This window comes from Kushneria konosiri, assembly GCF_002155145.1.
GTDB classification, from domain to species: domain Bacteria; phylum Pseudomonadota; class Gammaproteobacteria; order Pseudomonadales; family Halomonadaceae; genus Kushneria; species Kushneria konosiri.
Map to the genome: position 1 here is coordinate 3,293,661 of NZ_CP021323.1, position 20,811 is coordinate 3,314,471.

Genomic DNA, 20,811 nt, shown 5'->3' on the forward strand with positions numbered 1-20,811 from the left:
GCAGGCCTTCTGGCGTCAGCAATCTAGTAACGGTTGCCCTCCATGTCTTCATAGCCAAAGTCCCTGGTCATTGGACGATGGTCAAACAGCTCACCCCAGGCCCGATCATGCGCCGCTGACCGGAAGTTTTTCATGCCCCCGGTAGGCGTAAAGGTGATCTCACCGAAGTAGATCGCATCACGCATCAGATAAAAGTCAACGCGGGCAAACCCGAACCCTTCAGACAGCTTGAGCGCCAGCTTCATGGCTCGGTCCAGCTGTGCCGGTTTCTCGATCGGGCATCCTGTATTAAACCGCTCGTTGACCACGTCCACTAGATTCCAGTCCTGATCATAGTAATCGACATGAAAATCGGTGAACCGGTCATGCGTCACTTCAATAAAAACCTTCGGCGCCTGGCCTTCCGCCCGGAAACAGTAGAACTTGTAGTCCTTTGGAATCTTGCCATTTTCATCGAGCAGCAGCTTTTCGCACATTAACCTTGGTGTAATGGTTCGATAGTGCAACTCGCGACTGTCACGATAAAAATTACTGGCGAGCCAGTGATCGCTGAGCCGACGCATCAGCTCATAGCTGTAATCGGCCTTGTCGCGGACAACCAGATTATATCCCGAGCCATGATTGGCCTTGAGTACGAAACTGTTTGGCAGTCTGTCGTAGTCGTGCCGGGTAAAGGGTTGAGAAATGGGATACAGAGGCAGCAGGGTATCATTGCCGATTTTCTGGCGTACGTAATCTCGCACCAGCAGCTTGTCACTCAGCGGTGAAAAAATGGGCTCGGGGTGGAGGCGCCGGTAGCATATTTTTTCATTGAAGGTTTCCGGATTTACCAGATTGGGCCTGACACCAAAATGGTTCTGGTAACGGTGCGCGATGTAAAGGCGATCCGGTATCCAGCGGGAGAAGCTCCTTTTCATCAGGCGCAACAGAGTCTGACGCTTTCGAGGAAGGAGCTGCTTCTTGTCAGTTTCAAACCCCTGCATCTCTGCTTTGACGTCCTGACTTGCGCTTGAAAACACGTGTAATTCCGCCATTGCTGTCCCCTGCGAGGTCAATTTGTATTTCAATAAGTAACTTTGACTACGCAAAAGGTAAAACGAGTAACGAAAAGAAAGTGTGCCGTAACGCGCATCACCCCTGGGTGTAGCTGATGTCGTGACGGGTTGAGGGAACTTGTGGCTTACAGGGTGTCACGAGTCGGTCGGCAAGTACGGTTCGCCTTCAGGCTGGCGTCAAAAAATCACATAAGATGATGATCTATCGAGAAGAAATATTTTTCATATTGCCGTTTTAATATCTGGAGAGTTTTCTTCGGATCAACGACATGCCGATTTTTGGCATCACCTGATCCAATATTTCAGAGCTAAAATTCAGCTTTTTTCGTGATTTATTGTATCAACGATTTTTCATATAACAGCGTTTCGGCACAGTTTTCGGCACCACCAAAGGACTTCAACGTAAACCCCGGAAAGGGATCACTCTCATGATCAGCACGTCAGTCATCTCCGGCATGTCCAGCCGTCCGCTCTATGGCAGCTCATCCACAGTACTCTCACCTGCATTACCGCTACTTTCCGTGTCCAAATCAACCGAGAAAAAAGAGGCTCCGGTAGCGTTTGAAGACGCCATCACGCAGTTGAAACAGGGCCTGGGGCAAGTGGGTATCGACATTGACATTCATGATGACAGCGGCCGGATCGTGACACGTGTGATCGACCGCGAAAGTGGTGACGTGATTCGTCAGATACCGACAGAAGAGGTTCTTCATATGGCACGTATGGCGGCATACCAGCAGCAGGGACGCCTTTTCATGGCTACCGCCTGAGACAGGCCAGAATACAGACAGGCGCCCTTGCAGGGCGCCTGTCTGGCCTTTGGAACACGTCAGGCAGGTCTTGTGCCGCCTTTTCAACGATTTTTACACCTGCATGCTCATGATCTCGCGATAGGCACTGAGGACGCGATTGCGCACCTGTATACCCATTTCCATCGAGACGCTGGCTTTTTGCATATCCACCATGACGTCGTTGAGGGCCACATTGCTGTCACCTCGCGAAAAGGCGACAGCCTTGGCTTCAGCGGCCTGTTTCATACCGTCAATGCGATCAATCGCTCCTTTTAGCTCTCCTGCAAAACTGACACCGCCTACCTGTTGCGCAGCGCCTTGATGACCGCCTGCCTGCTGCGCCACGCTCTGCATTTGCTGAACAAGGGCCTGAAGGCCCGCTGCTGCCACTGACATGTTGGTAACTCCGGGAGAGTAAACGTAACTGAAAGTAAACTTTGTCAATTAATGTGGCGCAGCTTAAAGGTGAAGTGCCTTTGTCGATTGTTCTAAATAGTGAAAAAAACCACGGCTATTCGATCCTTCAATCTGGTTACTTACCGTAATAATGACGCCACTCCCGGTATAGGGCGCCACCATTTGGCGTCCAGCGCATAAAGAGTCTGCCGATGCCCATCGAGCTGAACCCGCGTAACCCCAATAACACTGAGGCGATGTGATGAGTGCTCAAGCAACACAAGGCACCGATCAGAAGTTGTCCGGACTAATGGATCGCCTCAAGGCCAATCCGCGTCTGCCCCTCATTGTGGCTGGCGCTGCAGCCATTGCGATTCTGGTCGTGCTTTTTCTATGGGCACGCTCTCCTGATTATCGTGTGCTGTTTTCCAATCTCAGCGATAGCGATGGTGGCGTCATCATTGCGCGCCTTGATCAGATGCAGGTCCCCTATCGCTTTTCAGAAGGTGGTCAGGCCATCCTGATCCCGGCCGAGCAGGTTGAGCAGACCCGGATGGCACTGGCCAGTGAAGGCCTGCCCAAGGGCGGCGGTGTTGGTTTTGAACTGATGGACGGCCAGTCTTTCGGGATCAGTCAGTTCGCCGAGCACGTCAATTATCAGCGCGCTCTGGAAGGTGAGCTGGCACGCTCCATCGAATCCATCGACTCCGTACAAACCGCGCGCGTGCATCTGGCCATGCCCCAGGAATCCGTGTTTGTACGAGATCGTCGCCAGCCGTCGGCCTCGGTCATTTTGACCCTTTATCGCAACCGCGCCGTCAGCGAGGGTCAGGTGAGTGCCATTACGCACCTGGTATCGGCCAGTGTTTCAAACCTGCCGGTCAACCAGGTCACCGTCGTGGATCAAAACGGTAATCTGCTGTCACAGCCAGCCGGTAATGACACACGTAACCTGAACGATGCCCAGCTCAAGTACACGGCACAGGTAGAAGAGAACTACCGCAAGCGTATCGAAGCCCTGCTTGCAACGATCGTGGGTCACAGCAATGTGCGCGCCCAGGTCACCGCCAGCATCGATTTCTCGGTTGGTGAGCATACTCAGGAAACCTACGATCCCAACCAGGACCCCAATCAGGCGAGCGTCCGCAGCATTCAATCGAGTGAAAGCGAGCAGATCGGCAGCAATAGTGTTGGCGGTGTCCCTGGCGCACTGAGCAATCAGCCGGCTCCCAACGTGGCTTCACCGGTTCAAAATGCCAACAACCAGAACAATGCGCAAAATGGCCAGAATAACGGACAAAACGGTCAGGCTAATGGCGCACAGGCCACCACCGAGCCTCAGCCCGTGCAGCCACGCTCAACAACGAAAGGCAGCACGACCAATTACGAAGTCAATCGCCTGATTCGTCATGTACAGGAAGATACCGGTCAGGTCGAGCGGCTGTCCGTCGCGGTGGTAGTCAATTATCGCGATCAGATCGGTGAGGATGGCCAGACCCAGATGGTCGCCCTGTCCGATGACGAGATGGCAAAGATTCAGCGGCTGGTACGCGAAGGCATGGGATATTCCGAGGCCCGCGGCGACTCGCTTGAAGTGGTCAATGCCGCCTTTAGCCAGCAGGCTGAAGCTCAGGCACCGACCCTTGCATGGTATGAGAACCCGGACATCATTTCGCTGGCCAAAACGCTGGGGCGCTATCTGCTGATTGCCATTGTGGCCTTCATTCTCTGGCGCAAGCTTCTCAAGCCTCTGGTTGAACGTCAGCGCACCCTGATGGTACCGGCAGGAAGCCAGAGTGCAGGCACCAGCAGTGGCACCCTGCTCGCCACTGCCGGAGATGACGAAGACGATGAATCAGAACCGTCCGACATCGCCGAGCAGATCGCGAAGAAACAGAAGCGACGTCAGCGCATCGAACATGAAACCCTGCTGAGCTCGGTTCGCGACCAGGCTCAGAAAGACCCAAGAATGGTCGCAATGATTCTCAGAGGCTGGATCAATGGCAAAGACTGAAGGCAATGAAGAAGGCATCGAGCGCAGCGCCATTCTCATGATGGCTCTGGATGACGATACGGCCGCTGAAGTCTTTAAGCACATGTCACAGCGTGAAGTACAGAAAGTGGGGCTGGCCATGGCCGGTCTCACCCAGCTCACCAACGAGCGTCTGATGGATGTGCTGCGACAGTTCGAAACCGAGATCGAAGAACTCGGCGGTTTGAATCTGCAATCGAGCGATCATATCCGCTCGGTGCTGGTCAAGGCGCTGGGTGAGGAGCGCGCGTCCAGCCTGCTGGAAGACATTTTCGAATCCGGCAACGACTCAGGCATTGATGCTCTGAACCTGATGGAAGCCAGCGTGGTCTCCGAGATGATCCGCGATGAACATCCGCAGATCATTGCCACCATCATGGTTCATCTGGAGCGCCATCAGGCCTCTGAAGTACTGGCCCGCTTTGACGAGGGACTGCGTAACGACGTGATCCTGCGTATTGCCACCTTCAGCGGCGTTCAGCCCGCGGCCCTGCAGGAGCTGACCGAAGTACTCAGTGGTTTGCTGGATGGTCAGAACCTCAAGCGCAGCAAGATGGGTGGCGTGAGAACCGCAGCCGAGATCCTCAACCTGATGAACAGTACTCAGGAAGAGAGTGTGATCGAAAGCGTGCGTCACCATGACGACTCTCTGGCGCAGCAGATTCTTGATGAGATGTTTGTCTTTGACAATCTGGCCGACGTTGAAGATCGCAGCATCAAGCGTATTTTGCAGGATGTGGACAGCAACTCGCTGGTCATCGCCCTCAAGGGCGCTCCGGAAGAGGTCCGCAACCGCTTCCTTACCAACATGTCCTCTCGTGCGGCAGAACTGTTGCGCGAAGACATGCAGATGCGTGGCCCGATTCGTCTGTCGCAGGTCGAAGCAGAGCAGAAAAACATCCTGCAACTGGTACGGCGTCTGGCAGATGCCGGCGAAGTAACCCTGGGCGGAGGCGATGACGCCTATGTCTAAATCGAGCGACCATAACGCCTGGCAGCGCTGGGAGATGGGCCGGCTGGAACGGCGTCAACCGCGTCAGCCAAGCCCGGAGACACTGGAGAAACACAATGTTCCCCAGCGTCGGTCCAATGACGATGAGCGTCGGGCCGCCTTCGAAAGGGCTCGCCAGGAAGGCTTCGAGCAGGGTCAGCGTGAAGGCTTCGAAGCCGGACATGCAGCCGGTCTCGAGGCCGGCCGGGCGCAGGCCCGTCAGGACTATCAACTCGAGCTGGAATCACGCCTGCACGAGGCACTGGCGCCGGTAGCAGATATGGTGCACGCCTTTGAAACGGCGGCCGGCAGGCTCAAGGACGATATCGCCTATAGTCTGGTCGAGCTGGCACTGGAGACTGGCCGCCAGCTGGCCGGTCGGTCACTGGAGCTGGCGCCCGAGCATATCCTCGATGACATTGAAAAGCTGATGATGGAGCATCCGACGCTGGGTGGGTCACCACGCATCTGTGTGCATCCAGACGATCTGGCCATGGTCCAGAAGGAGCTGAGCACGCTGCTCGGCGATGTCGGCTGGCAGCTCAAAAGTGATATCACCCTGTCACGTGGCGACTGCCGACTGGAAACCGATCAGCTCGAAATCGATGCTACCCGTGACGATCGATGGGAACGGCTACGGCACGCCGTGGGCCATGGCAAGCACTGATGAATTCCGCTACAGGAGTGGGTCCTCATGTCATCAAACAGTGACGCCATGCTCAGCCAGTGGAAGCGCACGCTGGAAACTGCGACCCGACGTGTCCAGAACCTGCCGGCCAATCGCGAACGCGGCCGACTGACCCGGGCGACAGGTCTGGTGCTGGAAGCAGTCGGCCTGCGTTTGCCATTGGGATGCAGCTGCATGGTCGAGCTGGCCGACGGTCAGGGTGAAACCGAAGCAGAAGTTGTCGGCTTCAACGGTGACAAGCTTTTTTTGATGCCGCTGGTTGAAACCAGTGGGCTGGTACCCGGCGCTCTGGTCTGGCCGGCCAATCCTCGTCCGGGCGCCGGACAATCCCAGAGCAAGCAGTTGCCGGTCGGAGATGCCCTGCTCGGCCGAGTCGTCGATGCTCGCGGTCGAGTGCTGGATGGGCGCGGCCCGCTGGTCGAGCCCGACAACGTCTCGCTCAATGCCCCAACGCTTAATCCGCTCCAAAGGGCCCCCATCGAGGAAGTGCTTGATGTGGGTGTCCGGGCCATCAATGCCCTGCTCACGGTCGGCCGTGGTCAGCGCCTTGGACTTTTTGCCGGTTCCGGCGTGGGCAAGAGCGTACTGCTGGGCATGATGGCGCGCTATACCCAGGCCGACGTCATCGTCGTGGGTCTGATCGGTGAGCGTGGCCGCGAGGTCAAGGACTTCATCGAAAACATTCTCGGCGCTGAAGGCCAGCGTCGTGCTGTCGTAGTGGCCGCGCCAGCTGATATGTCACCGCTGCTGCGCCTGCAGGGCGCCGCCTATGCCACGCGTCTGGCTGAAGACTTCCGCGACCGAGGCAAGAATGTCCTGTTGATCATGGACTCCCTGACCCGCTACGCCATGGCCCAGCGTGAAATTGCTCTCGCCATCGGTGAACCCCCGGCTACCAAGGGCTATCCGCCCTCGGTCTTTGCCAAACTGCCTGCACTGGTCGAGCGGGCTGGTAATGACGCCCCGGGCAAGGGATCCATTACCGGCTTTTATACGGTATTGACGGAGGGGGATGATCAGCAGGATCCGATCGCCGATGCTGCTCGTGCCATTCTTGATGGCCATATTGTGCTGTCCCGAAAACTTGCCGAAGCCGGACATTACCCGGCCATCGACATCGAAGCATCAATAAGCCGTGCAATGACAGCGCTTATTGATGAACCACATTTCGAGTGCATCAAATACTTTAAGCAGATGTTGTCACGCTATCAGCGTAACCGCGATCTGATCAGCGTAGGAGCCTACGCCGCAGGGAGCGACAGGATGCTGGACGAAGCCATCAGGCTCTACCCGGCACTGGAAGCCTTCCTGCAGCAGCGCATGAGTGAGCGAGCCGATGTCGAGCATTCGGTAGAGGGGCTCAAGTTACTTCTCACCTCATAGCGCATGGGACACCGACCACAAGACAGTCATCGATACCGAGGGGACCATGTCCAATCACTCATCACTTGAAATGCTGATCGAGCTGGCTGAAGGCGATCGAGATGCCGCGGCCAAGCTTCTGGGCCAGCTGCGCTCGGCGCATCAGCAAAGCCATACACAGCTCGAGATGTTGAGCGATTATCGCAACGATTACCTGCGTCGTTTCGAACAGGCCATGCAGCGTGGACTGACCATGGCCTCCATTCAGAATTATCAGCGCTTTTTGTCATCGCTTGACCGTGCCATCGAACATCAGCGTCAGCAGGTCGACCAGCATGAAGGGCGTATCACGCGGGGAATGACGAACTGGCAGCAGCAGCAAAAGCGTGTGAATTCCTATGACGTGTTGATCAATCGGCGCCGTCAGGAAGCAGAGCACCGCATGAACAAGCTCGAGCAACGCCAGAGCGATGAATATGCCAGCCGGGCTACCTCCGCGCTGGGTGGATTCTAATCACGTTTTTTCTGTCAGGAAACATGACACATGTTGACGCCAATCAATGCCCAGGTCACCTCTCAGGCCCCTACCAGCGCCAATAGCGGCAATGCCCGGGGCAGCGAGGGTGACAACGGCTTTGGTGCACTTTTGAGCGATACAAAAGCGCGCCGCCAAAGCGATACTGAAGCTACTTCCTCGGATAGTCGCGCTACTGCAACGTCTCGAAGTCAGGGCCGCGCGGATGACACCGGTGCTGATAAAAAAACTGCCACCCTGACTCAGGGCCAGGGGGATGTCACCGCTGAAGGTCGCAAACCGCTACAGACGAACGCTTCAAACCAGACACTGTCCAGTACACTCGAGCAGCTTCAGGGCAATCAGCTGGGAAAAAGCACGCGAACTGATGAAACGCCATTAACGCAAGGTGTTGGTGTGGACCGTACCCGTCCAGCACCGTCGGATCCCAAAGGGGCAAATGATTCACGTCAGATCAGACTTGCAGCCCTGTCAGGTGATCGAGCCTCGCTCGAGGCGCTCAACACTGAACGTGCCGGCAATCTCCTGTCAAAAACGGACAAGACAATTTCTGCCCGTGGAGAGACCCGCGCTGACGCGGCCCATGACAAGGGCAAACGCCTGACCGAGCATGAACAAACCGACGATGCCAGCGCTCTTTATGCGCTGATCGACACCGGTTTTGTCATGCCATCCGCATCGGCGCAAAAAACGGCCGTTGCTGGTGGCGGTCGTGACAACGCACTGCCTGGCCGAGGTGCCATGCTCGAACAGGGCCTGCGAGGTCGTGACAGCGCAGGCCTTGATACAACGCTTTCCAATCTCAAGGGCCGTGACCAGGACAGCGTTAGAGGCGACCGTCTTTTTGGCGAGATTCTTTCTCAGCGCGAAGGGCTGGTCTCTCGAGCAGGTAGCGCCGGCCCTGATACCACCTTTGGTGCCCAGCTCGGTCAACAGGCCAGCGCTCCGAGCGCCAGCGACAACCCGCTAAGCAGCCTGACGGCACTGACCGGCCAGTCAGGCACCAACACCATGGCTGCCGGCACCGCCCAAGCGGTGACGACAGCCACCCTGCCCGCCATGGACAGTGATCAGTGGAGTTCAGCGTTCGAGCGTCAGGTGATCAATCTCAGCATGCGCGGTGGCGGTGAGGCACGGCTCAACATGAACCCGCTTGAACTGGGGCCGCTGTCCATCTCGCTGAAAATGGGTGAACAGAGCGCGCAGCTGCATATTGCTTCGCATCACGCCCAGGTTCGAGCAGCCATCGAAGCCGCGCTGCCTCAACTGCGTGATGCCTTCAGCGCCAGTGGCATCGAACTGGGACAGACATCGGTCAGCGATCAGGGGAATTTCCAACAGGGCGGATTTCAGCAACAACAGGAACGTACGCCCGGGGCGCTGGCCTCACGCGATACTTCGAACACCATCACGGGTATTGATACCGATGCCGATGTGATCTCGATCAGTGCACCGCCGGGACGATCCCTCAACGGCGGTATTGATCTTTTTGCCTGATCGCTTTTCTGGCATTGAAGCAAGAGTCTCAAGAGCCGCGCCGGTATCTGCCTGCGCGGCTTTTTCATGTCATTGCCCAATCGCCTCACGGACTGCCCTGAATTTCAAAACGTCGAGATAACCGTATGAGACCGCGCTATTTGATCCATCGTTTGGCGCGCCAGTCCGTACCATGGCATCAACCCGAACACATGATGTTACGGATTAACAAACAAGTGTTCTCAACCCTGACTGGATTGATCTGACGCCATGACGACATCTACCGCAACGCCTCCGGCCAAGACCGGCAGTAAAAAACTTCTCTGGGTTATCGTTGCGCTGCTGGTCATTCTGGTTGGCCTGGCGAGTGCTGCTGGCGCCTGGTACTTCCTCAAGGGAGATGTCCCGGCCGCAGCCGCACACGAAGCCGAGCAGGCCGCACCGGCTCCCGTTCCGGTATTCGTTGAGCTCAAGCCGTTTACCGTGAACCTCAATGATGGCACGGGGCGTATTCTTTATGTCGGTATCACCCTCAAGGCAGAAGGCGAAGAATCCGCTGCCCTCCTGAGAGAGCAGATGCCCGAAGTGCGCAATCGTATTCTGATGGTCCTGACCGGCCAGCAAGGCGATCAGCTGACCACACCGGCCGGTAAACAGGCTCTGGCACAGGCTTTGATCGGCGCCTTCGAGAAGCCGTTCAATGGCGATACAAGCAGCGTCGCGGTCAGCGATGCCCTCTTCACCGATTTCATTGTTCAGTAGGTCCTCATGGCAGATGACATGCTGTCCCAGGAAGAGATCGACGCGCTACTTAAAGGTGTAAGTGGCGAGGAAGAAGAGACGCGTTCCGGGGACATTGGCACCAAGCGTATACGCCCTTTCGATCCAGCCAACCAGCAGCGTGTGGTGCGCGGCCGACTGCAGTCGCTCGATATCATTCATGAGCGTTTTGGTCGTCGCTTTCGCATGGCGCTGTTCAACCTGATCAGAAGGACGGCAGACATCACGGTAGGCCCGGTCAAGATTCAGAAGTACAGCGATTTCACGCGCAATCTGCCGGTGCCTGCCAATATCAACATGATTGCGATCAAGCCACTCAAGGGCAATGCGCTGATCGTGTTTCCGCCCAACCTGGTGTTTCTGGTGGTGGACAGTCTGTTCGGCGGAGACGGGCGTTTTCTGACCAAGTCCGAAGGTCGGGAATTTACCCATACCGAGCAGCGTATTATCCGGCGTCTGTTAAATCTGACTCTGGAAAGCTACGCAGAGGGCTGGCAATCCATCTATCCGGTGGAGCTTGAATATCAGCGCTCGGAGATGCAGGTGAAATTCACCAACATCACCAATAGCGCCAATGAGCTGGTGGTCAATACGACCTTTCACGTCGAGGTAGGTGCCTTTGGCAGCGATTTTCATATCTGCATGCCCTACTCGATGATCGAGCCCATTCGAGAGACGCTTTCAGGGCCGCTGCAGCGCAACGATCCTGAAGAAGATCGAGAGAGAATGCAGCGCCTTGCCGGCGAGGTGAAATCCTCAAGTATTGAGCTGGTCGCGGACTTTACAACGATCGAGACCACTCTGAGCAAAATCTCGAAGCTGGCAGTGGGTGATGTCCTGCCCATTGACCTGCCTCAGGACATCAACGTGCGCGTTGACGGTGTACCGGTCATGGCCTGCGATTACGGCAGCCTCAATGGCCAGAAGGGTCTGCGCGTCAAAAGATTGATCGACCATCGTCCCATCGATGCCCACAGGAATACGCATCATGACTGATCCCAAAAATCCGGATTCACCTAACGACAAGTCTGACGAGATGCCCGATGACTGGGCCAGTGCCATGCAGGAACAGGGAGCATCCACTGACGAGGACGATATCGACTGGGGCGCGGCCTTTGCAGAAACCGGTGAAACACCGGAGCATTCTCTGGAGGAGGCCTCAGCCGAAGCGCCGGCCGAACCTGCCAGCGACCGTATTTTTCAGCCTCTGTCAGGCAATGCGGCACACGGTCAATCGCGTGAGCTGGATGTCATCATGGAAATCCCGGTCACGCTGTCGGTCGAGCTGGGGCGCACCCGCATGACCATCCGCGAGCTGCTGGATCTCGCCAAGGGATCGGTCGTGGAGCTGGACGGCCTTGCCGGTGAACCCATGAATATCCTGATTAATGGCTATCTGATTGCTCAGGGCGAAGTGGTCGTGGTAGAGGATAAATACGGTATCCGTATTACTGATATCATTACGCCTTCAGAGCGTATTCATAAGCTTAATCGTTGAAGTCATGCCTCGCCCGTGCTAAGTCGTGTCCCTTGAATGAAACGAGACAAATCATCCCATGACCGACAGTCCCACGCGCGAGGTCACCCCCTCGCCCTCCTCAGGCAAACACACTTCACTGGCCGACGGTCCGTTTGACGCCGCCGCACTGAAAAGCGCTGACCATATTGGCAGTGCCTACGTTTCCGTCCCGCCCAGGGAAGCATCTCCCGCCTTCGCTCAGGACAATGGTCTGGGCATCGCAGGGGTTGGCAAAACGGCGCTGGGGCTGGCGCTGGTACTTTTGCTGATCTGGGGGCTTGCCACGATCGTCAAGCGCTTCAAGCCAGGACATCGTCTGCAGGGGCAATCTCTTCGCGTTGTCGCAAGCCAGAGCGTCGGTGCGCGTGAGCGCGTTGTGGTGGTGGAAGTCGATGATACATGGCTGGTGCTCGGGGTCACCCCGGGCAGCGTCAACCGCCTTCATGAGATGCCGGCCAAATCGCAGGGGCCCGTGAACGGTACTGGATACGAAGGTCACGGCAGCACTTCGCGACTCACCTTTTCCGAAAGCTTCAAGCGTGCGCTGTCCCAGCGCTTTGATAGGCGACCATGACCCATTCTGTCCTGTCCCGTTTGTCTCCCCGGGCCCGCAAGGCTTTAACAATGCTGCTGCCGTTGATGCTGATGCTGGCATCACTGCCATCGAATGCTTCAGCAGAATTCCCGGCCATGACCAGCCAGCCACTGGATGGCGGCGGGCAATCCTGGAGTCTCTCCGTCGAGACGCTGGTACTGTTAAGCTCCATGGCCTTTCTGCCGGCCGCGCTTTTAATGATGACCGGCTTTACCCGTATCATCATTGTACTGGGGCTTTTGCGAAGTGCACTGGGCACCCAGTCTTCGCCTCCCAATCAGGTACTGGTCGGTCTGGCACTGTTCCTGACGTTTTTCGTCATGTCTCCGGTCTTTGAACAGATCTATGAAACAGCCTGGCAGCCGCTGTCAGAAGGCAATATTGGCATGCCCCAGGCCATCGAAACCGGCAGCCAGCCCCTGCGTGAATTCATGCTGCACCAGACGCGCGAAACCGACATTGCCATGTTTGCCGGCATTGCCAACATGCCACCGCTGGAAGGCCCGGAAGACGTGCCCATGCGCCTGCTGCTGCCCTCTTTTGTCACCAGTGAATTGAAAACCGCCTTCCAGATCGGCTTTACGATTTTCATTCCCTTTTTGATTATCGACCTGGTCGTGGCCAGCGTTCTGATGGCACTCGGGATGATGATGGTGCCGCCAGCCATTGTCTCCCTGCCCTTCAAGCTGATGCTTTTTGTTTTGGTGGACGGCTGGGGACTTTTGATGGGTTCGCTGGCACAAAGCTTTTATATGTAGCTGCCCTGCCGGGTGGCTTTTGCAACGACGGTCAGGGCGTACTTCCACGCCCTGAAGACCTTCAGGGGAGTGGCACCATGACACCGGAAATGGTAATGAGTCTGGCCTATCGCGGCATGATGCTGACACTTTTGATCGCCACGCCGCTGTTATTGGTGGCCCTCACCGTGGGTCTGCTGGTGAGCCTTTTTCAGGCGGCCACGCAGATCAACGAAATGACACTGTCCTTCATTCCCAAGATTCTGGCGGTCTTCACGACGCTGATTATTGGCGGCTCCTGGATGCTGGGAACGCTCTCCGATTTCACTCGAGAGCTTTTTAATAATATCCCGACCATGATCGGCTAGAGGGCGCCTGCTTGCTAGAGATCACTTCCGCCCAGCTCGATGCCTGGCTGACGGCCTTTCTCTGGCCGTTCGTCAGGATTCTGGCGTTTATCGCCACAGCCCCCATCTTCGGTGAAACGGCGATTCCTCGAACGGCCAAGGTGGGGCTTGCCTTTGCCCTGACGGTGGTTGTGGCGCCCGTACTTCCCCCCATGCCGGACATTCCTCCAGCGTCCTGGGCCGGGATCATGGTCATTATTCAGCAGTTTATTATCGGTGTGGCACTTGGGCTGGTCATGCGCCTGGTCTTTGCTGCCATTCAGGCCGCCGGTGATTATATTGCCCTGCAAATGGGTCTTTCCTTTGCGTCGTTCTACTCGCCCGAAGCTCAGGGAACGACCACGGTACTCTCACGCTTTCTCAACATGATCGCGATCCTCATGTTCATGGCTCTTAACGGCCATACCATCATGATTCGACTCCTGATTGAGACCTTCACCCGTCTGCCGATCGGTCAGACGGCACTTGAACCGGCAGGCTTCGATGCCATTGCGCGCTGGGGAAGTTTCATATTCTCGGCCGGCTTTCTAATGTCTCTGCCGGTCCTGACCGCACTCTTGATCATCAACATTTCAATGGGGATTCTCAATCGCGCCTCTCCCCAATTCTCTATTTTCTCGGTGGGTTTTCCCATCACCCTGACCACCGGGGTGATCCTTTTGACGTTCATGACCCCGGAGCTGGGGACAATCTTTCAGCGCATGTTTGAAAGCGCCCTTAACCAAATGGTCAGTGTCACGGAACTTCTGTCGTCGAGCTGAAACCAGAGCCCTTTCAGGACTCATAAGTCAACCATGGGAACTTGATGCAAGGGTCGTGAAACGAGAAGCCCCCATGTCGGCAACGACATGGGGGCTTGACTACACGTGGTGACAGATATCAGCGAATCAGGCTGAACAGCGAGGTCTGCTGGGTCTGCATGAACATCTTTTGTGAGGCTTCAAGTCCAATCTGGCCCAGCGTGTAACGAGAGATGGCTTCGGCGTAATCCAGATCTTCCAGATCAGAAATTGCGACCTTGTTACTGATACTACGCGTGTCGCCGATATCCCCTAATACATCCAGCTCGTTGAGCTTGCTGCCGATCGAAGAGCGCACCTTCAGCACGTTGTCACTACCACTGTCGATCTGGCGGTTAACCTGGTCAAGTGTGGCACGTAGCTCATTCTGGTTTTCTGCAGTCTGGGGCTTTCGAAGAGAATCGATTGCTGTTTCGAACACCCGAAAAAGAGTACTTTCAGCATCACCACTTTTGGTGGCAGGCACACTGAACGCTTCAGAACCGGCAGCGTTGACGTTCATATCGCGTGACGCATCGACCTTAATGTTTAGCGGCTGTGTATCACCGGCATAAGCTTCAACGGCACCATCAGCACCTTTATTGAAAGGCATTACATCACCCTTTGAGCCCGCAAACATGTACTGCCCACTGCTGTCCTTGGTATTGGCAAGACCCAGCATCTGGTTATAGAGTCCTTCAAGCTCAGTCGCCACTGAGGCCCGATCGCTGTCGGTATAGGTACCATTACCAGCCTTGACGATCAGGCCTTTGGCACTCACCAGTAAATCGGAGACGCTATTCAGGGTGTTTTCCTGTAGCGATAAGGTGCTGGTCGCAGTCACCCGGCTGTTTTTGTACTGCTCCTGTACAGCCTGATCCTGCTTTACAATCAATGACTGCGACGCCGCACGCGGGTCATCGGAAGGTGAGACAATACGCTTGCCATTGGCCACCTGCTCGCCGACCTTCGACAGATCACTCTGCCTGCCCTGCATGGCGTTCTGGCTACGCTCGAACATCATTGAGGTACTAATACGCATGTGCTTTATGCCCCTTAACGCATGATGCCGATCAGTGCATCAAACATCTCCGAGGAAGCTCGGATCATCTGCGCACTGGCACTGTAAAGCTGCTGATATTTGAGCATGTTGGCGGCTTCTTCATCGATATTGACACCTGATACCGACTGTTGCGCGCTTTTAAGCTCCTGTGAAATCTGGGTTTGAGCGGCATTGCTGCTCTTGAGTGTGGCGGTCTTGTTTCCAACGTCACTGACCAGAGAGGCATAGGCTGTATTCAGACTGGTGCTGCCATTAATCAGGTTCTCGCTTTGAGCATTGGCCATGGCCAGCGCGTTGCTGTTGCCACGCACGCCCTCACTCTGGCTGCCACGAGCGGCGACCCCTTCTGGCGTCATGTCCTTGCTGACACTCATTTGGGCGGCCGCATTTTCAAGTGGCTTGATGATAAAGGTATCCCCAGCAGAGAAGCTTGATGTATCGCCAATAACAAGACCAGCAGCCGAAGCTTCGACTGCCTGGTTGTCACTCAAGCGCGTCAAAACTGGACCATTGCTGGTAACGGTCAGTTTGTAATTGCTGGCGGATACCTTTGAAATTTCGTCGATACCCTTAGCCTCCACACCCTGATCAGACGTGGTGGTTGTACTTCCAGCAAAGACTACTGTCGGGATGGCGTCACTGCTATTACCTTTGCTCGGAACAACCCCGGGCGTACTGGTGGTAAAAAGGGCCTTCCCAACATTGTTGTCCAGATCAACACCACCAGTCTGGAGGTCATTTAAACGAGTCGTCAGGGCATGTGCCATCTGATCCAAGCGCAGCTGAGTAGGCTCAAGCGACTGGCTACGAAACTGAACCAGCCCGCCCAAGGCGCCACCGGTCATTTTGCTTTCATCGAGCTCAAACAGATTACCGTCGCTGGCCTTGAGCGCTACGACCTGGTGAGTCGGATCATCTTCAGAGGGCATCATTTGCAGGGACTGCACCTGCTTGCCCGCTACCAGTGCCTGGCCGCTCGATAGCGACACGGTATATTGGCCATCCTGATTGACCACTGAAACGGCGGTCAGCTCACTGAGTTTGGCGACGGCCAGATCGCGCTGATCAAGCATGTCATTGGGCGGCGTGCCGGTCTTGGCCTGTGTCTGGGTAATCTGGACGTTAAGTGTGGCAATCTGCTTTGAATAGCTATTGATCTCATCGACCATACCGCCCATTTGCGCCACGGTATTATTCGACATGTTCTTGAGATAGCTGTCGGTCGCGCGAAACTGTGCCGTCATGCTTTCAGCATTACCCAGCATGGCCTGGCGTGCCGAGGTATCGGCCGGATTGTTGGCCAGCGTCTGCATACCGGCAAAGAAGGACTGCATCTGCTTGTTGAGTCCGGCATCGCCGTCCGCCAGCAGGTTATCGATCTGGGAGATCTGGGCCAGATGCGACGTGCTGGCGCCCAGTTCGCTGTTGGCATCATTGAGCTGGGTGCTGAGATACTGCTCATACTGGCGCTGTACACCGGTCACACTGACACCACTACCCGCAAAAAGACCACCGGCATTGGTGCCCTTTGCTTCGGAAAGCCCGGCAATCTGACGGTTGTAGCCCTGAGTATTAACATTGGCAATGTTATTGCTTGTGGTGTTCAGGCCGATCTGGGCGGCTCTCAGCCCGCTCAGCGCTGTTCCCATCAGTGAACCGGACATGATGTTTCCTCGCACGCGCCCTAAAGGGTGTTATCTGTCATGTACTATCGGCCAATGGCCGGAAAATTTTAGAAAAATGGTCAATCGAATGTCGGTAAATCAGAAAATCCTGCTGGCTTCATTTTCAACGGCATAAGCCATGGCTGCCCGTCGCTGTGTGACTGCCGAAACCTCACTGCTCTGACCGCTCTGAGTGCGCGTGGCGTAAAGAGACTGCAGACCGGCGGGCTCGTCATTCGGCATTTGAGCCATGATGGACACCAGCTTGTCGCCGTAGCGCGGATCGGTCGCATAGCCGCATTTTTGTAGTGCATGCGCAGCAGCCTCAGGCGTACTGGCATCAAGTACGGGCTGATAACGCGGATTTTCAGTCAAAAGACGTGCATAGTCGGAAAACGCCGCTTCATACGAGTCATAAACGCGAAAGGCTGCCCGCTCCTTGTGCGCTGTGCCCGCTTCGAACTCCGTGGTCATGACGCTTGCTCGATCGCCCTTCCAGCCACCGGTCGCCTTGATGTTGAAAAGGTTGTGACTGGCCTTGCCATCGCCCGTCTGGATTTCCTTGGCGCCCCAACCGGTTTCAAGCGCGGCCTGAGCGAGTATCAGCTGGTGCGGGATACCGGTACGCTCGCTGACCGCGCGCGCCGCAGCACCCATTTTTGTCACAAACGACGACACGTGAGGCGCGACATCCGCCATGACCCTCTGGTGATCGTCACGGCTTTTCAGGCCACCTTCCAATGAGGCATAGCCCTCAATCAGCGGCCCGCGCTTTTGTTCGGCAGGCTTGACCACCTGGCTGCTCGCTTCAAGCGCCGCGTTACGCTTCAATTGCTCATCGCTTAGCGGCATGGCAAGCGCCGAAGGAATGTTGCGGGACTGCGCTCTCAGCCTGTCCAGCGAATCGTTGGGTGATGGGTTCGCCCCCGGAGCGCTGTCCTTTGACAGCTGCTTGACCATCATGTCGGACAGCCCAATACCCTGCTCGGAGAGGTCCTGAGCCCACTGCTTGTCCAGCATTTGGGTATAGGTATCCATGCTGTCGCTTTTAAGCAGATCACTTTTGGGCATGGCATCGCGCATGCTTTTCATCATTTTTTGCAGAAACAGCGCTTCAAACTGCTGCGTGGTTTCCTTGAGACTTTCCTGAGGATTGTCACGTGCGCTGTATTTGAGCTTCGAAAGCCCCTGCACATCGAGTGCAAAACTTCCGCGACTGTCCATGGCCATTAGATGATCTCCAGATCCGCGTTGAGCGCACCGGCTGATTTCAGCGCTTGAAGAATCGCCATCAGATCGTTGGGAGTCGCGCCCAGACGATTCAGGGCGTCCACCACCTGACTTAGATCCGCTTCACCGCTCACCATATTCAGCGCCCCGGATTCTTCCTGCACATTGATATCAGCATTGGGTACCACCGCAGTTTGCCCGCCTGACAAGGCATTCGGTTGGCTGATAATGGGGTTCGAATCGATCGTAATCGAGAGATTGCCGTGGGCAATGGCGGCACGACTGAGCGTGACACGGGTATTCATCGCCACCGATCCGGTACGAGCGTTCATGATGACCTTCGGGGTTACCACGCCCGGATCGACGTCAATGTTTTGCACCCGGGCCAGAAAGGAGATCTTTGAAGCGCTGTCCAGCGGGGCTGCCAGAGAGATGACCCGTGAATTCTGAGCAACGGCAACGCCCTGCCCCATGGCGTTATTGATGGCATTCATGGTGCGAAGGGCCGTATTGAAATCGGCGTCCTTGAGCTCCAGGTTGATACGCCCCTGCTCGGCCAGCTGAGCCGGCACGGTGCGCTCGATGATGGCGCCACCCGGAATGCGACCCGAAGAGGTCTGGTTGACCTGGACGCTGCTGCCGGCGGCCTGAGCGCTGATGCCCGGAATAACCATGTTGCCCTGTGCCAGCGCATAAATCTGTCCGTCAGCACCCTTGAGCGGGGTCATCAGCAGCGTACCGCCACGCAGGCTACGCGCGTTACCGACAGATGAAACGGTAATGTCCAGCTTTTGCCCCGGGCTCGAAAAGGGAGGCAGCTCGGCTGTTACCATGACAGCTGCGACGTTTTTGAGCTGCATGTTGGTGCCCGCCGGGATTGTCACCCCCAGCTCGGAAAGCATGTTGGTGACCGACTGACCAGTGAAGGGGGCCTGCATGGTCTGATCGCCAGTGTTATCAAGCCCTACCACCAGGCCATAGCCGACCAGAGGGTTGGAGCGCACGCCTTCAAAGGTGGCAATGTCGCCCAGCCGGGCCGCCTGCGCCTGACAGGCCAGTCCCATCAGCATACAACCACTCAACAGCAGTGCCGCACAACGCAGGGAAACGGATTTCAACATGGCCATCATTGTGAAATTCCTCGATTAAAACGGTGAAATATTGAGGAAGAAGCGCTGCAGCCAGCCCATGGTCTGCGCCTCGTTGATATAGCCGTCGCCGTAGTACTCAAGACGCGCGTCGGCCACCTGAGTTGACGGCACGGTATTGAGGCCGGTGATCGTGCGCGGGTTGACGGTGCCGGAAAAACGGATGTACTCGGTGCCCTGATTGATGCCGATACGCTTTTCGCCGGCGACCTGGAAGTTGCCGTTGGGCAAGACATTCATGACAGTTGTCGTGATGGTGCCGGTAAAGGTATTGGACGCATTCGCGCCACCCTGCCCCTGAAAGGTATTGGTGCCGGTCAGACTGGTGGTCTGACCATCCAGTAATCCACCGATGACGCGAGGTGCAGCATCAAGACCAAGCGTTGTCGCACCATTACGACTGGCATTGGCAGCCGAGCTTTTGGTGGCACTGACATTTTCGTTCAGCACGATGGTCAGGATGTCCCCCACACCACGCGGCCGACGATCCTCAAACAGGGGCCGGGTGTAGTTGCTCTGATAGATCGAACCGTTGGCAATCGGCATCGGCGGAAGCTGAGGCGGCGCCGTTGTCGGCCCTTCCACCACGTTTTGTCGCGGAATCTGGGCGCAGGCCACCATCATCATGGCCATGCACACCACCAGAAACAGCTTCCATAAACGCATGTATCGCATCATTGATCCCCGATTGCCCGTACGCGAGTGCATCCACATTCCCCGTTAGAGCTGAGTCAGACGGCCCAGCATCTGGTCAACGGTCGACACGGCCTTGGAGTTGATTTCATAGGCGCGCTGCGTCTCGATCATGCTGACCATTTCCTCCACCACGTTAACGTTGGAGGTTTCTACAAAGCCCTGATAGATCGTGCCGGCCCCGTTGTTACCGGGAATGCTGTCGTTACGCGGCCCTGAAGCATCGGTTTCCAGATACAGGTTGTCGCCAATGCTCTCCAGACCGGTCGGGTTGATAAAGGTGGTCAGCTGAAGCTGGCCAACCTGCTGGCTGGCCGCACTGCCTGGCACCGTGACTGAAACAAGGCCGTCATTGGCGATCGATACCGACAGCGCGTTGGCCGGAATCACGATACCCGGATCGACCGGAAAACCGTTGGCCGTGACCAGCTGCCCGTCTTGGTTGACCTGAAAGGCACCGTCACGGGTAAAGGCGTTGGTGCCATCAGGCATCTGAATGGCAAAGAAACCATCGCCACGAATCGCAACATCCTTGGTGTTGCCGGTCTGCTCCAGGTTGCCCTGGGTGTGCAGGCGCTCGGTCGCCACAGCGCGCACACCGGTACCGATCTGGAGACCGGAAGGCAGATTGGTCTGCACCGATGACATTGAACCGGGCTGGCGCAGGTTCTGGTACAGCAGATCCTCGAACACCGCGCGCGAGCGCTTGAAGCCATTGGTCGAGACGTTGGCCAAGTTGTTGGAAATGACGTCCATGTTGGTCTGCTGGGCATCAAGACCGGTCTTGGCAATCCACAGGGCATTAATCATCGTTGTCTCCACTCATCGGGCAGCGCCCGGTGTACATCTGGTATCTGGTCAGGGCTGTCA

22 protein-coding genes are annotated in these 20,811 nt (G+C 56.3%); 14 read left to right on the plus strand and 8 right to left on the minus strand.

The window, feature by feature from the left end:
* Window positions 1-23: 23 nt before the first annotated feature.
* A complete protein-coding gene (locus tag B9G99_RS15220; protein ID WP_086622931.1) occupies window positions 24-1,034 on the minus strand; it encodes an ATP-grasp fold amidoligase family protein in 1,011 nt (336 codons plus the stop codon).
* Between the two features lie 449 nt (window positions 1,035-1,483).
* Here B9G99_RS15220 and B9G99_RS15225 point away from each other — a divergent pair, with 449 nt between their 5' ends.
* Complete coding sequence (locus B9G99_RS15225) at window positions 1,484-1,825, plus strand: flagellar protein FlaG (RefSeq protein ID WP_086622932.1); 342 nt, start codon at window positions 1,484-1,486, stop codon at window positions 1,823-1,825.
* A gap of 93 nt (window positions 1,826-1,918) precedes the next feature.
* Here B9G99_RS15225 and fliE read toward each other — a convergent pair whose 3' ends face one another.
* Complete coding sequence (fliE, locus tag B9G99_RS15230; RefSeq protein ID WP_086623514.1) at window positions 1,919-2,236, minus strand: flagellar hook-basal body complex protein FliE; 318 nt, start codon at window positions 2,234-2,236, stop codon at window positions 1,919-1,921.
* A 268-nt stretch (window positions 2,237-2,504) separates the two neighbouring features.
* On the opposite strand from fliE, the gene fliF reads away from it, so the two are divergent.
* From fliF to fliR, 13 genes are all read left to right on the plus strand, one after another.
* Entirely contained in the window at window positions 2,505-4,256 is a 1,752-nt protein-coding gene (fliF, locus tag B9G99_RS15235; RefSeq protein ID WP_086622933.1) for a flagellar basal-body MS-ring/collar protein FliF, read from the plus strand.
* Window positions 4,243-5,247: a flagellar motor switch protein FliG gene (gene fliG, locus B9G99_RS15240; protein ID WP_086622934.1), complete on the plus strand. Its 1,005-nt coding sequence runs from the start codon at window positions 4,243-4,245 to the stop codon at window positions 5,245-5,247. Before fliF ends, fliG begins: the two co-directional genes overlap by 14 nt.
* A complete protein-coding gene (locus B9G99_RS15245) occupies window positions 5,240-5,932 on the plus strand; it encodes a flagellar assembly protein FliH (RefSeq protein WP_158521524.1) in 693 nt (230 codons plus the stop codon). Before fliG ends, B9G99_RS15245 begins: the two co-directional genes overlap by 8 nt.
* Window positions 5,933-5,959: 27 nt before the next feature.
* Entirely contained in the window at window positions 5,960-7,336 is a 1,377-nt protein-coding gene (fliI, locus tag B9G99_RS15250) for a flagellar protein export ATPase FliI (RefSeq protein WP_086622936.1), read from the plus strand.
* 46 nt (window positions 7,337-7,382) lie between these two features.
* The gene (gene fliJ, locus B9G99_RS15255; RefSeq protein WP_086622937.1) at window positions 7,383-7,829 is read left to right on the plus strand and encodes a flagellar export protein FliJ; all 447 of its coding nucleotides are present in this window, start codon (window positions 7,383-7,385) and stop codon (window positions 7,827-7,829) included.
* A 30-nt stretch (window positions 7,830-7,859) separates the two neighbouring features.
* Complete coding sequence (locus B9G99_RS15260) at window positions 7,860-9,347, plus strand: flagellar hook-length control protein FliK (protein WP_086622938.1); 1,488 nt, start codon at window positions 7,860-7,862, stop codon at window positions 9,345-9,347.
* Window positions 9,348-9,596: 249 nt separating this feature from the next.
* Window positions 9,597-10,088: a flagellar basal body-associated protein FliL gene (gene fliL, locus B9G99_RS15265; RefSeq protein WP_086622939.1), complete on the plus strand. Its 492-nt coding sequence runs from the start codon at window positions 9,597-9,599 to the stop codon at window positions 10,086-10,088.
* A 6-nt stretch (window positions 10,089-10,094) separates the two neighbouring features.
* Complete coding sequence (fliM, locus tag B9G99_RS15270) at window positions 10,095-11,102, plus strand: flagellar motor switch protein FliM (RefSeq protein ID WP_086622940.1); 1,008 nt, start codon at window positions 10,095-10,097, stop codon at window positions 11,100-11,102.
* Window positions 11,095-11,604 carry a flagellar motor switch protein FliN gene (gene fliN / locus B9G99_RS15275; protein WP_086622941.1) on the plus strand — a complete coding sequence of 170 codons (510 nt, stop codon included), beginning with the start codon at window positions 11,095-11,097 and terminating at the stop codon, window positions 11,602-11,604. The genes fliM and fliN overlap by 8 nt, the downstream gene beginning before the upstream one ends.
* Window positions 11,605-11,662: 58 nt before the next feature.
* Complete coding sequence (gene fliO / locus B9G99_RS15280; RefSeq protein ID WP_086622942.1) at window positions 11,663-12,199, plus strand: flagellar biosynthetic protein FliO; 537 nt, start codon at window positions 11,663-11,665, stop codon at window positions 12,197-12,199.
* Window positions 12,200-12,249: 50 nt separating this feature from the next.
* Window positions 12,250-12,978 carry a flagellar type III secretion system pore protein FliP gene (fliP, locus tag B9G99_RS15285; RefSeq protein WP_086622943.1) on the plus strand — a complete coding sequence of 243 codons (729 nt, stop codon included), beginning with the start codon at window positions 12,250-12,252 and terminating at the stop codon, window positions 12,976-12,978.
* Window positions 12,979-13,055: 77 nt separating this feature from the next.
* Window positions 13,056-13,325: a flagellar biosynthesis protein FliQ gene (fliQ, locus tag B9G99_RS15290; protein ID WP_086622944.1), complete on the plus strand. Its 270-nt coding sequence runs from the start codon at window positions 13,056-13,058 to the stop codon at window positions 13,323-13,325.
* Between the two features lie 11 nt (window positions 13,326-13,336).
* Window positions 13,337-14,125 carry a flagellar biosynthetic protein FliR gene (fliR, locus tag B9G99_RS15295; protein WP_086622945.1) on the plus strand — a complete coding sequence of 263 codons (789 nt, stop codon included), beginning with the start codon at window positions 13,337-13,339 and terminating at the stop codon, window positions 14,123-14,125.
* A gap of 118 nt (window positions 14,126-14,243) precedes the next feature.
* Here fliR and flgL read toward each other — a convergent pair whose 3' ends face one another.
* The 6 genes from flgL to flgG form a co-directional block, all read right to left on the minus strand.
* Complete coding sequence (gene flgL / locus B9G99_RS15300) at window positions 14,244-15,185, minus strand: flagellar hook-associated protein FlgL (RefSeq protein WP_086622946.1); 942 nt, start codon at window positions 15,183-15,185, stop codon at window positions 14,244-14,246.
* 14 nt (window positions 15,186-15,199) lie between these two features.
* Window positions 15,200-16,870 carry a flagellar hook-associated protein FlgK gene (gene flgK, locus B9G99_RS15305; RefSeq protein WP_086622947.1) on the minus strand — a complete coding sequence of 557 codons (1,671 nt, stop codon included), beginning with the start codon at window positions 16,868-16,870 and terminating at the stop codon, window positions 15,200-15,202.
* A 99-nt stretch (window positions 16,871-16,969) separates the two neighbouring features.
* Window positions 16,970-18,100: a flagellar assembly peptidoglycan hydrolase FlgJ gene (gene flgJ / locus B9G99_RS15310; RefSeq protein ID WP_086622948.1), complete on the minus strand. Its 1,131-nt coding sequence runs from the start codon at window positions 18,098-18,100 to the stop codon at window positions 16,970-16,972.
* Window positions 18,100-19,230 (minus strand): flagellar basal body P-ring protein FlgI, encoded by a 1,131-nt coding sequence (locus B9G99_RS15315; protein WP_086622949.1) that lies wholly within the window; start codon window positions 19,228-19,230, stop codon window positions 18,100-18,102. The genes flgJ and B9G99_RS15315 overlap by 1 nt, the downstream gene beginning before the upstream one ends.
* A gap of 15 nt (window positions 19,231-19,245) precedes the next feature.
* Window positions 19,246-19,914 (minus strand): flagellar basal body L-ring protein FlgH, encoded by a 669-nt coding sequence (locus tag B9G99_RS15320; protein ID WP_472382591.1) that lies wholly within the window; start codon window positions 19,912-19,914, stop codon window positions 19,246-19,248.
* A gap of 54 nt (window positions 19,915-19,968) precedes the next feature.
* Window positions 19,969-20,751 (minus strand): flagellar basal-body rod protein FlgG, encoded by a 783-nt coding sequence (gene flgG / locus B9G99_RS15325; RefSeq protein ID WP_086622951.1) that lies wholly within the window; start codon window positions 20,749-20,751, stop codon window positions 19,969-19,971.
* Window positions 20,752-20,811 lie beyond the last annotated feature (60 nt).

Bases quoted from the DNA above. Each gene is read 5' to 3' on its own strand.
- fliO (WP_086622942.1), top strand. From the start codon at position 11,663: ATGACCGACAGTCCCACGCGCGAGGTCACCCCCTCGCCCTCCTCAGGC.
- fliP (WP_086622943.1), top strand. From the start codon at position 12,250: ATGCTGCTGCCGTTGATGCTGATGCTGGCATCACTGCCATCGAATGCT.
- flgJ (WP_086622948.1), bottom strand. From the start codon at position 18,100: ATGGCCATGGACAGTCGCGGAAGTTTTGCACTCGATGTGCAGGGGCTT.
- fliG (WP_086622934.1), top strand. From the start codon at position 4,243: ATGGCAAAGACTGAAGGCAATGAAGAAGGCATCGAGCGCAGCGCCATT.
- B9G99_RS15245 (WP_158521524.1), top strand. From the start codon at position 5,240: ATGTCTAAATCGAGCGACCATAACGCCTGGCAGCGCTGGGAGATGGGC.
- fliQ (WP_086622944.1), top strand. From the start codon at position 13,056: ATGACACCGGAAATGGTAATGAGTCTGGCCTATCGCGGCATGATGCTG.
- fliI (WP_086622936.1), top strand. From the start codon at position 5,960: ATGTCATCAAACAGTGACGCCATGCTCAGCCAGTGGAAGCGCACGCTG.
- B9G99_RS15320 (WP_472382591.1), bottom strand. From the start codon at position 19,914: ATGCGTTTATGGAAGCTGTTTCTGGTGGTGTGCATGGCCATGATGATG.
- fliJ (WP_086622937.1), top strand. From the start codon at position 7,383: ATGTCCAATCACTCATCACTTGAAATGCTGATCGAGCTGGCTGAAGGC.
- fliN (WP_086622941.1), top strand. From the start codon at position 11,095: ATGACTGATCCCAAAAATCCGGATTCACCTAACGACAAGTCTGACGAG.
- B9G99_RS15220 (WP_086622931.1), bottom strand. From the start codon at position 1,034: ATGGCGGAATTACACGTGTTTTCAAGCGCAAGTCAGGACGTCAAAGCA.
- flgK (WP_086622947.1), bottom strand. From the start codon at position 16,870: ATGTCCGGTTCACTGATGGGAACAGCGCTGAGCGGGCTGAGAGCCGCC.
- fliF (WP_086622933.1), top strand. From the start codon at position 2,505: ATGAGTGCTCAAGCAACACAAGGCACCGATCAGAAGTTGTCCGGACTA.
- B9G99_RS15315 (WP_086622949.1), bottom strand. From the start codon at position 19,230: ATGATGGCCATGTTGAAATCCGTTTCCCTGCGTTGTGCGGCACTGCTG.
- flgG (WP_086622951.1), bottom strand. From the start codon at position 20,751: ATGATTAATGCCCTGTGGATTGCCAAGACCGGTCTTGATGCCCAGCAG.
- B9G99_RS15260 (WP_086622938.1), top strand. From the start codon at position 7,860: ATGTTGACGCCAATCAATGCCCAGGTCACCTCTCAGGCCCCTACCAGC.
- fliM (WP_086622940.1), top strand. From the start codon at position 10,095: ATGGCAGATGACATGCTGTCCCAGGAAGAGATCGACGCGCTACTTAAA.
- fliL (WP_086622939.1), top strand. From the start codon at position 9,597: ATGACGACATCTACCGCAACGCCTCCGGCCAAGACCGGCAGTAAAAAA.
- flgL (WP_086622946.1), bottom strand. From the start codon at position 15,185: ATGCGTATTAGTACCTCAATGATGTTCGAGCGTAGCCAGAACGCCATG.
- B9G99_RS15225 (WP_086622932.1), top strand. From the start codon at position 1,484: ATGATCAGCACGTCAGTCATCTCCGGCATGTCCAGCCGTCCGCTCTAT.